Source organism: Amycolatopsis sp. CFH S0740 (genome assembly GCF_004522315.1).
GTDB lineage: Bacteria > Actinomycetota > Actinomycetes > Mycobacteriales > Pseudonocardiaceae > Amycolatopsis > Amycolatopsis nivea.
In genome coordinates, this window is the sequence record NZ_SDLS01000023.1 from 41768 (window position 1) to 56071 (window position 14304).

Below are 14304 nucleotides of genomic sequence, written 5' to 3' on the forward strand. Positions count from 1 at the left end.
CGGTGTTGTTATTCAGGTGCAACCCGGTGATCCGGTTACGAAGCGCTGATCCAGCTAGCCTCCATCTCGCTATTCGGACGCGAGAAACGGAGGGGACATGCGGGGTTCATCCAGGCTCTGGAGCGCGGCCGCAGTCGTGACAACCTTGTCACTGCTCCTGACCGCCTGTGGGGGCGGCGGATCCAGCAGCGGGTCGTCGGGAGAAGCGGATCCGAACGGGACCTTCACGGTCTACGGCACGGAACCGCAGAACACGCTGATCCCCACGAACACCAACGAGCTCGGCGGTTCCAAGGCCGTCGACCCGATGTTCTCCGGGCTCGTCGCGTACAAGGGCGACAGCGGCGAACCGTACAACCTGATGGCGGAGTCGATCACCACGACCGATTCCAAGGTCTTCGACATCAAGATCAAGCACGGCTGGAAGTTCCACGACGGCACCGAGGTCAAGGCGAAGAACTTCGTCGACGCCTGGAATTACGGGGCCAACTCGGCGAACGGCCAGATCAACAGCACGTTCTTCGAGAACATCGCGGGCTACGCCGACGTCCACCCGGCCGACAAGGCGGCGAAGCCGACCAAGGACAAGATGTCCGGCCTGGCGGTCAAGGGCGACTACGAGTTCCAGGTGACCCTGGACGCGCCGTTCTCCGTGTTCACCACCAAGATCGGCTACACCGCGTTCGCGCCGCTGCCGGACTCCTTCTTCAAGGACCCCGCCGCGTTCGCGAAGCACCCGATCGGCAACGGGCCGATGAAGTTCGTCAGCCGCACGCCGAACGTCGACATCAAGCTGACCCGGTTCGACGACTACCAGGGCCCGGACAAGGTCAAGTTCAAGGACCTGGACGTCAAGATCTACGCCAGCCAGGAAACCGCCTACCAGGACCTGCTGAGCAACAAACTCGACTTCATCGAGACGCTGCCGCCGTCCGCGCTCACCGCGGACAAGTACAAGACCGACCTCAAGGACAACCTGGTCACCGGACACCTGCTCGGCATCAGCACGATCGCGGTGCCGTACTACGTGCCCGGCTACAACAACCTCGACCTGCGCCGGGCGATCTCGATGGCGATCGACCGCGAGCAGATCACCAAGACGGTCATGCACGACACCTACGTCCCGGCCGACGGCTATGTCTCCCAAGGCATCGCGGGCTTCCGGCCGGGTGTGTGCGGCGAGTACTGCAAGTTCAACCCGGCGAAGGCGAAGGAACTGTTCGCGAAGTCCGGGTTCAAGGGCAAGCTCACCATCGCCTCGAACGCCGACGGCGGCCGCAAGGAACCGCTGGTGGCCGCGTGCAACAGCATCAAGAACACGCTCGGCGTCGAATGCGATTTCGTGCCCGCGACCGACTTCGGCCAGTGGCGCAGCATCGTGACCGGGCACAAGCTGACCGGCATGGGCCGTTCGGACTGGGCGGCGGACTATCCGTCCATTGAGGACTTCCTCAACCCGCTCTACCGGACCGGGGCCTCGTCGAACGACTCGACGTACTCCAACCCGCAGGTCGACGCTCTGCTGAAGCAGGCCGACTCGACGGCGGACAAGGACGCCGCGGTCAAGCTGTACCAGCAGGCCGAGGACCTGATCGCGAAGGACCTGCCCTCGATCCCGGTGTGGGACGAGAAGGGCGTCGCGGCCAAGTCGAAGCACACGAAGACCGTGGTCCTCGACTTCCGCCGCCGCGCGGACTACTCGTCGGTCGAGGTCCTCAAGAAGTGATGCGCTGACTCGTCCGTTTCCACCACGCGGCTCGTGAGCGTCCGCGCCCGCCACAAGCAGGCGGGGCGCTCACGAGCCCGGCGCGCACTCTGAGGAACCACGCATGATTCGCTACGTCCTGCGCCGCCTGCTCCAGTTGATCCCGGTGTTCTTCGGCACCACCTTCCTGATCTACGCACTGGTGTGGGCCGTGCCCGGGGACCCGTTCTCCGGCAAATGCGGTCAGCAAGCCTGCCCGCAGGCCTATATCGACTTGATGACCGAGAAGTTCCACCTCAACGACAATCTGTTCGTCCAGTACTTCAAATACCTCGGGAGCCTGTTCAGCGGCGACTGGGGCGAGACGTTCAACGGCTCCTCGGTCGGCGAAATGATCTCCACCTCCTACCCGATCACGTTGCGCCTCGCGGTCGTCGCGGTGCTCATCGAGGCGGTCATCGGCCTGAGCGCCGGTGTGCTGACCGGCTTGCGCGGCAAGGGTTTCCTCGACAACCTGGTGCTGGTCTCGACCACGTTCCTGATCTCGCTGCCGGTGTTCGTCACGGCGATCGTGCTGCAGATCGTGCTCGGCGTGAACCTGGGCATCATCGACGCCAGCGTCTCGGACGATCCGAGCATCGGCGAGTTGATCGTGCCCGGCATCGCGCTCGGCAGCCTCTCGATGGCTTACGTCGCGAGGCTGACGAGAACGTCGATCGCGGAGAACCGGCACGCCGATTACATCCGCACCGCCATCGCCAAGGGACAGCCCAACAGCCGCGTCATCGGCATTCATCTGCTGCGCAACTCGGTGATCCCGGTGCTGACCTTCCTCGGCACCGACCTCGGCGCCCTGATGGGCGGTGCGATCGTGACCGAGGGAGTGTTCAACATCAACGGTCTCGGCGGGCTGATCTTCCGCGGCCTCCAGAACCGGGAAAGCGCGACCGTCGTCGGCGTCGTCGTGCTGCTGGTGCTGGTGTATCTGCTGATGAGCCTGATCGTGGACCTGCTCTACGCCGTTCTCGACCCGAGGATCCGTTATGACTGACCCGAATCTCGTCGGCGGCGGAGGGGTCGACGCGGCACAGTTGTCGCATGTGGACAGCTCGGCCGACGCCGGCCCGAAGAAGCCGCGCAGTCTGTGGGGCGACGCGTGGCGGCAACTGCGCCGCAAGCCGACGTTCGTCATCTCCGCGGTGATCATCCTGCTGATCGTGCTCATCGCGATCGCGCCGGGATTGTTCTCGCACCGTCCCGCCGGATACAACGATCTGACCCACGCCAACGAAGGCCCGTCCGCGGACGCCTGGTTCGGTTATGACAACCAGGGTTACGACGTTTACGCGCGGACCATCTACGGAGCCAGGGCATCGCTTCTGGTCGGCGTTTTCGCGACGCTGCTGACTGTCCTTTTCGGATCGTTGATCGGCATCGTCGCGGGCTACTACGGCCGGATCGTCGACAGCCTGCTGTCCCGGCTCGGCGACATCTTCGCCGGTCTGCCGTTCGTGCTGGGCGCGATCGTCATCCTCACCACGTTCAACGCTCCCGGCACGAATCCCGGGCAGGTCACCATCATCGTCCAGGTGGTGTGCTCGATCGCGGTGCTGACCTGGCCGGTGGCGATGCGGATCATGCGGTCCGCGACGCTGGTGGCCAAGCAGCTGGACTACGTGAAGGCGGCCCGTGCGCTCGGCGCGAGCACGCCGCGGATCGTGTTCCGGCACCTGCTGCCGAACACGCTCGCGCCGGTGCTCGTGTACGCCACGATCGCGCTCGGCGCGGCCATTGGCGCCGAGGCGACGCTGGCGTACCTCGGCATCGGCGTGCGGCCGCCGGTGGTGTCGTGGGGCGTCATGATCAGCGACGCGCGCGACTACTTCCGCGCGGTCCCGCACATGCTCCTGTTCCCCGGTGCGTTCGTCACCATCACCGTGCTCGCGTTCGTGATGCTCGGCGACGGTATCCGCGACGCGCTCGACCCGAAGTCGAGGTAGCCGCAATGTCCACAGTGTCCAGTTCACCTGGTCCGACGACGGAGCACGAGCTGCTGCTCGAGGTCGAAGACCTGCACGTGGAGTTCCGCACCTCCGACGGCGTGGCCAACGTGCTCAACGGCGTCGGCTATTCGGTGCACGCCGGGGAAACCCTTGCCGTGCTCGGCGAATCGGGCTCCGGCAAGAGCGTCACCGCGCAAACCATCATGGGAATCCTCGACACCCCGCCGGGGGTGATCACCGGCGGGTCGATCCGGTATCGCGGCGAGGACCTGCTCACCGCGTCGGCGGACCGGCGGCGGCAGGTGCGCGGCGCGGAGATCGCGATGATCTTCCAGGACGCGCTTTCGGCGCTGAACCCGGTGTTCACCGTCGGGTTCCAGATCGAAGAGCAGCTGCGAGTCCGGCTGGGAATGTCCAAAAAGGACGCGCGCAAGCGGGCGGTCGAACTGCTCGACCTGGTGCGCATCCCGGCCGCGGAACGGCGCGTGAAGGATTACCCGCACCAGTTCTCCGGCGGGATGCGGCAGCGCGCGATGATCGCGATGTCGCTCGCGCTCGACCCGGATCTGCTCATCGCGGACGAGCCGACGACCGCGCTGGACGTGACCGTGCAGGCGCAGATCATGGACCTGCTCGCGGACATCCAGCGGGAACGGCGGATGGGGCTCGTGCTCATCACGCACGACCTCGGCGTGGTCGCGGAGGTCGCGGACCGGATCGCGGTGATGTACGCCGGGCGGATCGTGGAACAGGCCGACGTGCGGGAACTGTTCAGTTCGCCGGGGCATCCCTACACCGCGGCGCTAATGGATTCGCTGCCCCGGCTGGACCTCAAAGGACAGACCCTGGAAACCATCAAGGGCCTGCCGCCGAGCCTGCTCGACATTCCGTCCGGCTGCCCGTTCCACCCACGTTGTAAGCGGGCCGAGCAACGGTGCCGCGACGAGCGGCCGTCGTCGCACGCGCTCGGGTTCGGGCGAGTCAGTGCGTGTCACTTCGCCGAGGAGGTGGTGGAGAGCCGTGGGTGAGCCGATTCTCAGTGTGCGCGAACTGGTGAAGCATTTCCCGGTGCGCACCGGTGTGCTGTTCAAACGGACCATCGGGCAGGTGAAGGCCGTCGACGGCGTTTCTTTCGACCTGCAGCCGGGTGAAACTCTCGGCGTGGTCGGGGAATCCGGGTGCGGCAAGTCGACGCTCGCCCAGGTGCTGATGCGCCTGGAGGAGCCGACCGGCGGCAGCGCGACCTTCGAGGGCCGCGACCTGTTCAAGCTGCGCGGTGCGGAACTGCGGCGAATGCGCCGGGAAATCCAGATCGTGCTGCAGGATCCGTACACGTCGCTGAATCCGCGGATGACGGTCGGCGACATCGTCGGCGAGCCGTTCGAGATCCACACCGACGTGGCGCCGAAGGGTTCGCGGGCGAAGAAGGTGCAGGAACTGCTGGAGGTGGTCGGGCTCAACCCCGAGCACGTGAACCGGTATCCGCACCAGTTCTCCGGCGGGCAGCGGCAGCGCATCGGCATCGCGCGGGCGCTGGCGTTGCGGCCCAAGGTGATCATCTGCGACGAACCGGTGTCCGCTTTGGACGTTTCGATCCAGGCGCAGGTGATGAACCTGCTCGGGGAGCTGCAGGGCGAGTTCGGACTGTCCTATGTGTTCATCGCGCACGACCTGTCCGTGGTGCGGCATCTGTCCACCCGGGTCGCGGTGATGTACCTGGGCAAGATCGTCGAAATCGGTACTGAGGACGAGATCTACGAGCGACCGTCTCATCCGTACACCCAGGCGTTGCTGTCCGCGGTGCCGGTCGCGGACCCCGCGGTGCGCGGGCAGCGGCAGGTGATCCGGTTGGAGGGCGACGTGCCGAGCCCGATCGATCCGCCGTCGGGCTGCCGTTTTCGCACGCGCTGCTGGAAGGCCGCGGATATTTGCGCGACCGAGGTGCCGAAGCTGGAACCGAGGACGGACGGGCATCTGTCGGCTTGTCACTTCGCCGAGGAGAAGTCGGTGGTTCCGTAACCTGGCGATTCCTCCGGTTTGCCGATTGCCGTGCGCAGTGTCCGCTATGTACGTTGCATTGTCGGTTTCGGTCAGGAGGACTCGTGAAAAGACCAAGATTGCTCGCTGTGGCACTCGCGGTGCCATTGTTCGGTGCGGTGTCCGGCGTCGCCGTTGGAGCGGCGTCGGCCCAACCGGCCGGACCGGTAACGGAATTCAGCGTGCTGGCGCGGGACGGCCAGAGTGTCGCCGCCGCGCAGCAGGCGGTGCGCGACGCCGGCGGCACGATCGTCGCGACCAACACGGCGGTCGGGCTCATCACCGCCACCGCGCCCGCTGCCGGCTTCACTGAGCGGGTTTCGGCGAACCGCGCGGTATTCGGTGCGGCGAAGGCGAAAGCGATCGGCAGCGCGCCGAAGGCGGGCAAGAAGGAGAAGCCGGACGCGGTCGAGAAGGAAGGCCGCGGCAGCGTTTCGCGCAAGGCCGCGGCGAACAAGGCGGTCGGCACCGATCCGCTGGACGACCAGCTCTGGGGCCTCAAGTCCACTCGCTCCGACCTCGCGCGCACCAAGCAGGCTGGCGACAAGCGGGTGAAGGTCGGCATCATCGACACCGGCGTCGACGGCAGTCACCCGGACATCGCGCCGAACTTCGACAAAGCCGATTCGCGCAACTTCACCAAGGACATCGTCGCGGACGTCAACGGCACGGTCGTCGACGGCCCGTGCGAATACCGCGGCTGCGTCGACCCGGTGGACCACGACGACAACGGCCACGGCACGCACGTCGCCGGCACGATCGCCGCGGCTGCCAACGGATTCGGCGTGTCCGGGGTGGCACCGAACGTGACGCTGGTGAACGTCCGTGCCGGGCAGGATTCCGGGTACTTCTTCCTCCAGCCGATGGTCGACGCGCTGACGTATTCCGGCGACGCCGGACTCGACGTCGTCAACATGAGCTTCTACGTGGACCCGTGGCTCTACAACTGCCGTTCGAACCCGGCGGATTCTTCTGCCGAGCAGGCGGAACAGCGCACCATCATCGAAGCGGCCACGCGGGCGTTGAACTACGCGCACCGCAAGGGCGTGACGATGGTGGTCGCGCTCGGCAACCAGCACGACGAAATGGCCGCGCCGCACGACGACGTCACGAGCCCGGACTATCCCGCGAACGGGACGCATCCGCGCAAGATCGACAATTCTTCGTGCTTCTCGCTGCCGGTCGAAGGTCCGCACACCATCGGTGTCGGCTCGTTCGGTCCGACGCAGGCGAAGGCGGACTACTCCAACTACGGGACCGAGCAGATCTCCGTTTCCGCGCCGGGCGGGTATTTCCGCGACGGTTACGGCACGCCGTGGTACCGGACGGTGGAGAACGAGATCCTGTCGACGTACCCGCGCAATGTGGGTGTCGCGGAAGGAAACATTGACGCAGCGGGCAATGTGACTCCGGCTGGCGTCGCGCTTGGCGTGCAGAAGGCGACGGCGGCGGACGGCCGGGTCGGCTATTACCAGTGGCTGCAAGGGACTTCGATGGCCGCTCCCCATGCGACTGGTGTCGCGGCGCTGATCGTTTCCCAGTACGGCAAGAAGACCGGGCATTCCGCGTCGATGGATCCGGACGCGGTGCAGCGGGTGCTGGAAGGCACGGCCGCGCCGATCGCGTGCCCCGTGCCGAGAACGGTCGATTACCTGAAGGAGGGCCGGGACGCCTCGTTCACGGCGACCTGCCTGGGTGACGCATCGTTCAACGGTTTCTACGGACATGGTTCGGTGGACGCCTATTCCGCGGTGACGCGGGGTTCGGCGTACCTGCGCTGAACGAGCGGCGGTGGGGCGGGAGTTCCGCCCCGCCGCCTGTTTCAGTGCTGCCGCAGCCGGTCCATGATCTTGTCGGCTGCCTGTTGTTGTTGCGGGGTAAGCGACTTGACGGTCGCTTCGGCGCCGCAGAATTTGTCCGTCGTCGGGCGGATTCCGTTGACCAGGTAATCGATGACGGCGTTGAAGCCGCAGCTGTTCAGGTACGGGAGTCCGACGCCGTGTCCGCCTTGGTCCACAGTGACCATTCGAGCCCGGTCGCCGAACGCTTCGCGGGTGTCCAGCGCGCCGGACAGCGGGGTCGCCGGGTCGCGCATGTTCTGGACCAGCAATAGGTTCGACGGTCCCTGGTCGCTGAATTGCACTGCCGGTTCCAGTGGTTGGTAGGGCCAGGCTGCGCACGGCCAGACGTTCGCAGTCGCGCCGCCTAGCATCGGGTACGTGACCCGGTCATGCGCGACGTTCCGCCGGTAGGTCGAGATCTGCCGGGGCCACGCGTTGTCGCCGCAGATCACCGAAAGCATGGTGGCGATCTCGCTTTGTTCCGGACCGGCCGTGCCCGGCAGTGAATCGGGTGCCTGGTCCGCGAGGGCGGATTGCCACAGCTGCGCCAATCTCGGGAAGGCCGTGGTCTGGTAGGTCAGGCCGTGTGTCACGTATCGGAAGGCCGATCCGTCCAGCGTCCCGATCGGATGCAGGTCGAGTTTGTCCGCGAGTTTGAAGAAGGTCGCGGTGACCTCGGCGGGAGTGCTGCCAAGGCCGTAGGAAGAATTGCGTGCTGCCGCCCATTTCGCGAAGTCCGGGAAGCGATCCTGCAATCCTTGAGCGAACCGCCGGGCCGCGGTGATGTCGTAGCCGCCGGGGCCGAGAATGCTGTCGAGCACCACGCGATCGGTCCGTTCCGGGAACAGCGACGCGTACACTCCGCCGAGATAGGTGCCGTAGGACAGGCCGAAGTAAGAGATCTTCGACTCGCCGAGCGCGGCGCGGATCTGGTCCATGTCCCGCGCGGTGTTCGCGGTGGTGATGTACGGCAGGACCGCCGCGGATCCCGAGGCGGCGCACTGCTGCGCGACCTGCTTCGCATGCGCCGCGGCTTCGCTGACCTCGGCGGCGTTGTGCGCGTACTTCGGCCCGATCGACAGCTGAGGGTCGAGGTCGCAGGTGACCGGATTGCTGTGGTCAACGCCGCGCGGGTCGAAGCCGATCAGGTCGTATTCGGCGAGGAGGCTGGCCGGGAGTCCGAGCTGGGTGAGCTGGAGCGGGAAGGCCAGGCCGGGACCGCCGGGGCCGCCTGGGTTGAACAGCAGCACTCCGCGCCGTTTCGCCGGGTCGGTGCTCGGCAGCCGGGAGATTTCGATGCTGATTTTCTTGCCGTCCGGATTACGGTAGTCCAGCGGTACTTCGACGGCCGCGCATTGCAATCCCGGAGAAGCGACGTCGGCCGGGCATGCGCCCCAGCCCACCGTGGACTTCGCCGGGGAGGCGTGCGCCGGAAGCGCCGTCGCCGTCAGCGCGGCTGCGGCTAGTACGGCGAGCAATTGTTTTCGCACGTTTTCCTTCCTCCTGTCGTGAGCTGGTGAACGGCGGTTCAGTACTGCCGCAGCCGCTCTGCCAACTTGCTCGCGGCCTCCTGTTGCTGCGGATTAAGCGACTTGACACTCGCTTCGGCACCGCAGAATTTGTCCGCAGTCGGCCGGATTCCGTTTACCAGGTAGTCAGCGACGGCGTTAAAACCGCAACCGTTCAGGTACGGGAGTCCGACACCGTGGCCGCCCTGGTCCACAGTGACCATTCGGGCCCGGTCGCCGAACGCCTCACGGGTCTCTAGGGCACCGGACAGTGGGGTCGCCGGGTCGCGCATGTTCTGGACCAGCAATAGGTTCGACGGTCCCTGGTCGCTGAACTGCACGGCTGGTTCGACGGGCTGGTACGGCCAGGCCGCGCACGGCCAGACGTTCGCGGTCGCGCCGCCGAGCATCGGATAAGCGGCCCGGTCCGCCACGACATTCCGCTGGTAGGTCGAAATCGTCCGGGGCCAGGCGTTGTCGCCGCACAGGACCGACAGCATGGTCGCCCGCTCGCTCTGTTCCTGCCCCGTGGCGGGCGGCAGCAGCGAGCCGGGCGGGGGCTGGTCGTTGAGGAGGGCTTGCCACGTCTGGGCCAGCCTGGGGAAGGTCAGCGTCTGGTAGGTGAGGCTGTGCGTGCCCAGCCGGAAGAGCGAGCCGTCGATGCCGGAGGCCGGGTGCTGGTCGAGTTTGTCCGCGAGTTTGAAGAAGGTCGCGGTGACCTCGGCGGGAGTGCTGCCGAGTCCGTAGGTCGAATGGCGCACCGCGGCCCATTTCGCGAAGTCCGGGAAGCGGTCCTGCATTCCCTCGGCGAACCGGCGGGCGGTGGTGAGGTCGACGCCGGTCGGCCCGGCGACGCTGTCGAGCACGACGCGGTCGGTCTGGCCCGGGAACAGCGAGGCGTAGACCCCGCCGAGATAGGTGCCGTACGACAGGCCGAAGTAGGAGATCTTCTGCTCGCCGAGCGCGGCGCGGATCCGGTCCATGTCGCGGGCGGTGTTCGCGGTGGTGACGTAGGGCAGGATCGCCGCGGACGCCGAAGCGGCGCATTGCCGGGCGATCTGCTTGGCGGCCGCCGAGGCCTGCACGACTTCTTCGCGGTTGTGCGCGTATTTCGGGGTGAAGGCGAGTTGCTCCGGAGCGAGATCGCAGCTCACCGGCGTGCTGTGGGCGACCCCGCGCGGATCGAAGCCGATCAGGTCGTACTCGGCGAGCAGGCTCGCGGGCACTCCGATCCGCGCCCAGGTCGGCGGGAAGGCGAGCCCGGGTTCGCCAGGGCCTCCCGGGTTGAACAGCAGCACTCCGCGCCGTTTGGCCGGGTCGGTGCTCGGCAGCCGGGAAATCGCGAGGCTGATCTTCTTCCCGTCGGGATGCCGGTAGTCCAGCGGCACTTCCAGCGACGCGCACTGCAATCCGGGCGACGCGACGTCGGCCGGGCACGCGCCCCAGTTCACCGTGGATTTCGCCGGGGAGGCGTGGGCGGGAACGGCGGTCGCCGTGAGCGTGGCGGCCGCCAGTACGGCGAGCAATTGTTTTCGCACGGGTTTCCGTCCTTTGCTGAGAACAAGCGAACTCAGGAACTGAAGGGAAATGCACGAAAGCTGTGTTCACGGACGGTTCGACCGCTGGTCAGGCCGACCCCCGGCCGCGTCGATGATCGAGAACGCCGCCGACGTTACTCCGATCTCCTCGGCACCGGAAGGGGTCAGCGGCGCGGTTCCCAGCGGAATAGCCGGGTCGCCAGCGTGACGCTGAGAATCAGCCACGCCGCGATCGGGCCGAACAGGACTAGCGAGTCGGTTGTCGAGGTTCCGCCATTCCAGGAATTCAATACGAGTTCGGTGGCCGCGCCGCCGGGAAGAAGGCGTTTCAGCAGGGGCAGCTGTTCGGTTCCGGTGATTCCGATCCAACTTGCTACCGCGAGGACCGCGACCGTGATGGGCAGCGTGGTGACCTGGGCGTGCTCCGGGGAGTTCGTGAGGCCGGCGGTGGCCAGGCCGAGCGCGACCATCATGCCGATGGTCGCGACGACCGCGACGACCAGCAGCAGCGGGTTTTTCGGCGCGCCGGTGACCGCGCCGAGCACGGCGAGGATGACGCCGACCTGGATGGTGGTGATCGCGGTGATCGGCAGGAGCAGGCCGACGAGAATGCCGGAGTCGCTCGCCGCGGTGGAGCGCAGGCGTTTGAGGAAGAGGTTCTGCCGTCGAGCGGCGAGAGTGGTGACGGTGGTGGTGTACAGGCCGATCGCGGTAATGAAGAAAAGCGTCAGTGCTGCGATATAACCGAGGCTGCCGAGTTTAGCGAAGGTTTCGTGCCGGGAGATGAAAAAAGCACTGAATGCGACGGGCAGGATCAATGAGGTGACCAACACGAGGCGATTTCGGAAGAGCTGAATCAGTTCGCCGCGGGCGATGGAGAGCATGGGAAAGCCTTTCGGTGCTTAAGCGTTGCTGATGGCGCGGAAGACGTCGTCCAGACGCGTCGGTCCGGCTTCTAGTTCTGCTAGTTCCACGGCGTAGTCCGCTGCCCAGCCGAGCAGGGTGTGCAGGTCTTTCTGCAGGCCGAAGGTTTCGATGAGGAACCGGCCGTCCTCTTCGCGGGTCGCTTGCAGCGGCGGTGCCGGGGCGTGCGGCGGAAGTCCGAAGCGGATGGTCGCGGGCAGCGTCCGAGTCAGTTCGGCAACGGTGCCTTCGCGGTTGAGCGTGCCCTGGTGCATCAGGCCGATGCGATCGGCGCGCTGCTGTGCTTCCTCGAGGTAATGCGTGGTCAGGATGATGGTGGTGCCGTCCTCGCGGAGCCGGTCCACGGCATCCCAGAGCGCGTCGCGCGACTGGATGTCCAGACCAGTGGTCGGCTCGTCGAGGAAGACCAGGTCCGGTGTCCCGTACACGGCGGTCGCGAAGTCGAGCCGACGTTTCTCGCCGCCGGACAGCTGCGACACCCTGGTGGCGGCTTTGCGGGTGAGGTCGGTGATGCCGAGCAGCCGCTCGACGTTGTCGTCGCGCTGGGTCAGGCTGCCGATCAGCCGGATCGACTCGCGCACGGTCAGGTCCGGCGAGAAGCCGCTTTCCTGCAGCATGATCCCCATCCGGGGACGCACCGAAGCGCGGTCGCGCGGGTCTTTTCCGAACACCCGCACGGAGCCGGAGCTGGGTTTGCGGTGGCCTTCGACGGTCTCCAGCGTCGAGGTCTTGCCGGCACCGTTCGTGCCGAGCAACGCGTACAGTTCGCCGCGGGCGACCTGGAACGACAGATCGCGCACGGCCTGGAAGTCGCCGTAAGTGAGGTTCAGGCGGTCGACTTCGATGACTGGGGTCGTGGACATGCTCCGATTCCAGCCGGATCCGCTGGTCGGGAGTAGTACGGCCACGTCAGCCGAAGACATGACGCTGCGTCACTGGTGGGCACTTGGCGGCTGCGGCATGCTGGGACCGAATTCCGTGGCCGAAGCTGGAGCACCATGATCGAGATCCGTCCTCCGTGGACTCGCCGCACGGCCTGGGCCAGCAGCGTGGTCCAGGACCGGTTGCGACGGCTCAACCTCATCACGGTGATGCCGCCGCTGGTGTTCGTCGGGCTGCTGCTGGTGGTGTTCGCGTCGAAGACCTGGTGGCACGTCGTCATCCAGGTGATCGGGCTGCTGGCCGCCGTGGTGACCGCGGAACGCTGGACCGCCGGCGACTTCCTCCGCGTCGCGCGTCCGTGTCTGGTGCTCACCGCGTTCGTGTGGCTCGCCGGCGCGCTCAGCGACAAGAGCGCGGCGTTCTACGGACTGACCATGGTCGGGTCGTTCCTGATCCCGCCGCTGGTGCGGCACCGGTTCGCGGCACTGGTCGGCCTCGCGGTGCTGACCGGCGCGATCGGCGCGACGAACCTGCTGGTGTACGACGACAAGGTCGGCGGGCGGCTGCTCGCTTTTGTCGTCGCCCCGGCCCTGGCCGCGGCGCTGTCGACCGTGTTCATGTTCGCCAGCCAGAAGCTTTACGACCTCGTCGTGGAGCTGGAGGAGTCCCGGGAGAAGGAAGCCGAGCTGGCGGTGGTCCGGGAGCGCGTCCGGTTCGCCAGCGAGCTGCACGACATCCAGGGGCACACGCTGCACGTGGTCAAGCTGAAGGTCGCGCTCGCGGAGAAGCTGCTGCACCGGGATCTCGGACGCGCGCAAGAGGAATTGCGCGAGGTGCACACCCTGGTCGGCGAAACCATCGTGCAGACCAAGGAACTCGCTTACGCCCAGCGCAGGCTCAATCTGTCCGCGGAGCTGGAGAACGCGAAGAACCTCTTCGAGGCGGCGGGAATCCACGTGCGGGTCGAACGGCTCGCGGAGGTCGGTTCGGGGGCGGACGAACTGCTTGGCCAGGTGTTGCGCGAGACCACCACGAACATCCTGCGGCACGCGCAGGCCCGGCAGGTGCGGATCACGTTGACCGAAACGGGGATCAGCATCGTCAACGACGGCGTTCCGGACCGCGAGGAGCCGGTACTGAGTGGACTGTCCACTTTGGCGGACCGGCTGGCGGATGAGGGCGGAGAATTGACCGTGGAGCAGAAGGACGGCCGATTCGTGACGGCCGCGGCCTTCCCGGAGAAGCGATGACGACGGTAGTGCTGGCTGACGACGAAGCCCTGCTCCGCAAGGCGATGGCCGCGTTGCTGCCGATGGAGGACGAGATCACCGTGCTCGCCGAGGCGGAAGACGGCGAGGCGGCGGTGCGGGCCACTGTGGAGCATCGGCCGGACGTGCTGGTGATCGACCTGGAGATGCCCAATGTGGACGGTCTGGGTGCGGTCGCGCGGATCCGGCGGGAGCGGCCGGAGCAGGTGATCCTGATGCTGACCCGGCACGCGCGGCCGGGTGTGCTGCGCAAGGCGTTGAAGCTCGGTGTGCAGGGGTTCGTCAGCAAATCGGCGGAACCGGCGCACATCGCGGCGGTGATCCGGACGCTGGACGAGGGCAAACGCTGGATCGACCCGGACGTCTCGGCGCTCGCCGTGGTGGACGATTGTCCGTTGACCGTGCGGGAAATCGACGTGCTGCGGGCGACGCGGGAGGGGTATTCGGTCGCGGACATCGCGACGCAGCTGCACCTGGCGGAGGGGACGGTGCGCAACTACCTGTCGAACGCGATGCAGAAGACGCAGACGAGGACGCGGCACGAAGCGGCGCGGTATGCGCGGGAGCACGACTGGTTGTGAGTGCCTATGCCGGTTCT

At 66.5% G+C, this 14304-nt stretch carries 12 protein-coding genes; 8 read left to right on the plus strand and 4 right to left on the minus strand.

Features of this window, described 5'->3' with window-relative positions:
* The first annotated feature begins 97 nt into the window (after window positions 1-97).
* From EIZ45_RS31665 to EIZ45_RS31690, 6 genes are all read left to right on the plus strand, one after another.
* Complete coding sequence (locus EIZ45_RS31665) at window positions 98-1726, plus strand: ABC transporter substrate-binding protein (RefSeq protein WP_037820261.1); 1629 nt, start codon at window positions 98-100, stop codon at window positions 1724-1726.
* A 103-nt stretch (window positions 1727-1829) separates the two neighbouring features.
* A complete protein-coding gene (locus EIZ45_RS31670) occupies window positions 1830-2756 on the plus strand; it encodes an ABC transporter permease (RefSeq protein WP_043836579.1) in 927 nt (308 codons plus the stop codon).
* Entirely contained in the window at window positions 2749-3705 is a 957-nt protein-coding gene (locus EIZ45_RS31675; protein WP_037820263.1) for an ABC transporter permease, read from the plus strand. The genes EIZ45_RS31670 and EIZ45_RS31675 overlap by 8 nt, the downstream gene beginning before the upstream one ends.
* 5 nt (window positions 3706-3710) lie before the next feature.
* Entirely contained in the window at window positions 3711-4736 is a 1026-nt protein-coding gene (locus EIZ45_RS31680; RefSeq protein ID WP_037820264.1) for an ABC transporter ATP-binding protein, read from the plus strand.
* Entirely contained in the window at window positions 4729-5727 is a 999-nt protein-coding gene (locus tag EIZ45_RS31685) for an ABC transporter ATP-binding protein (protein WP_043836585.1), read from the plus strand. The genes EIZ45_RS31680 and EIZ45_RS31685 overlap by 8 nt, the downstream gene beginning before the upstream one ends.
* A gap of 98 nt (window positions 5728-5825) precedes the next feature.
* A complete protein-coding gene (locus EIZ45_RS31690; protein ID WP_240690849.1) occupies window positions 5826-7526 on the plus strand; it encodes a S8 family serine peptidase in 1701 nt (566 codons plus the stop codon).
* A 41-nt stretch (window positions 7527-7567) separates the two neighbouring features.
* Here EIZ45_RS31690 and EIZ45_RS31695 read toward each other — a convergent pair whose 3' ends face one another.
* From EIZ45_RS31695 to EIZ45_RS31710, 4 genes are all read right to left on the minus strand, one after another.
* Entirely contained in the window at window positions 7568-9076 is a 1509-nt protein-coding gene (locus tag EIZ45_RS31695) for an alpha/beta hydrolase (protein WP_205670193.1), read from the minus strand.
* 38 nt (window positions 9077-9114) lie between these two features.
* Window positions 9115-10632: an alpha/beta hydrolase gene (locus EIZ45_RS31700; protein ID WP_240690846.1), complete on the minus strand. Its 1518-nt coding sequence runs from the start codon at window positions 10630-10632 to the stop codon at window positions 9115-9117.
* Window positions 10633-10796: 164 nt separating this feature from the next.
* A complete protein-coding gene (locus EIZ45_RS31705) occupies window positions 10797-11516 on the minus strand; it encodes an ABC transporter permease (protein WP_037820275.1) in 720 nt (239 codons plus the stop codon).
* Window positions 11517-11534: 18 nt separating this feature from the next.
* The gene (locus EIZ45_RS31710; protein ID WP_134667506.1) at window positions 11535-12419 is read right to left on the minus strand and encodes an ABC transporter ATP-binding protein; all 885 of its coding nucleotides are present in this window, start codon (window positions 12417-12419) and stop codon (window positions 11535-11537) included.
* A gap of 135 nt (window positions 12420-12554) precedes the next feature.
* Here EIZ45_RS31710 and EIZ45_RS31715 point away from each other — a divergent pair, with 135 nt between their 5' ends.
* Both EIZ45_RS31715 and EIZ45_RS31720 read left to right on the plus strand, forming a co-directional pair.
* Window positions 12555-13688: a sensor histidine kinase gene (locus EIZ45_RS31715; protein ID WP_205670192.1), complete on the plus strand. Its 1134-nt coding sequence runs from the start codon at window positions 12555-12557 to the stop codon at window positions 13686-13688.
* On the plus strand, window positions 13685-14287 hold the full coding sequence (locus EIZ45_RS31720) for a DNA-binding response regulator (protein WP_037820278.1): 603 nt from the start codon (window positions 13685-13687) through the stop codon (window positions 14285-14287). Before EIZ45_RS31715 ends, EIZ45_RS31720 begins: the two co-directional genes overlap by 4 nt.
* Window positions 14288-14304: the final 17 nt, after the last annotated feature.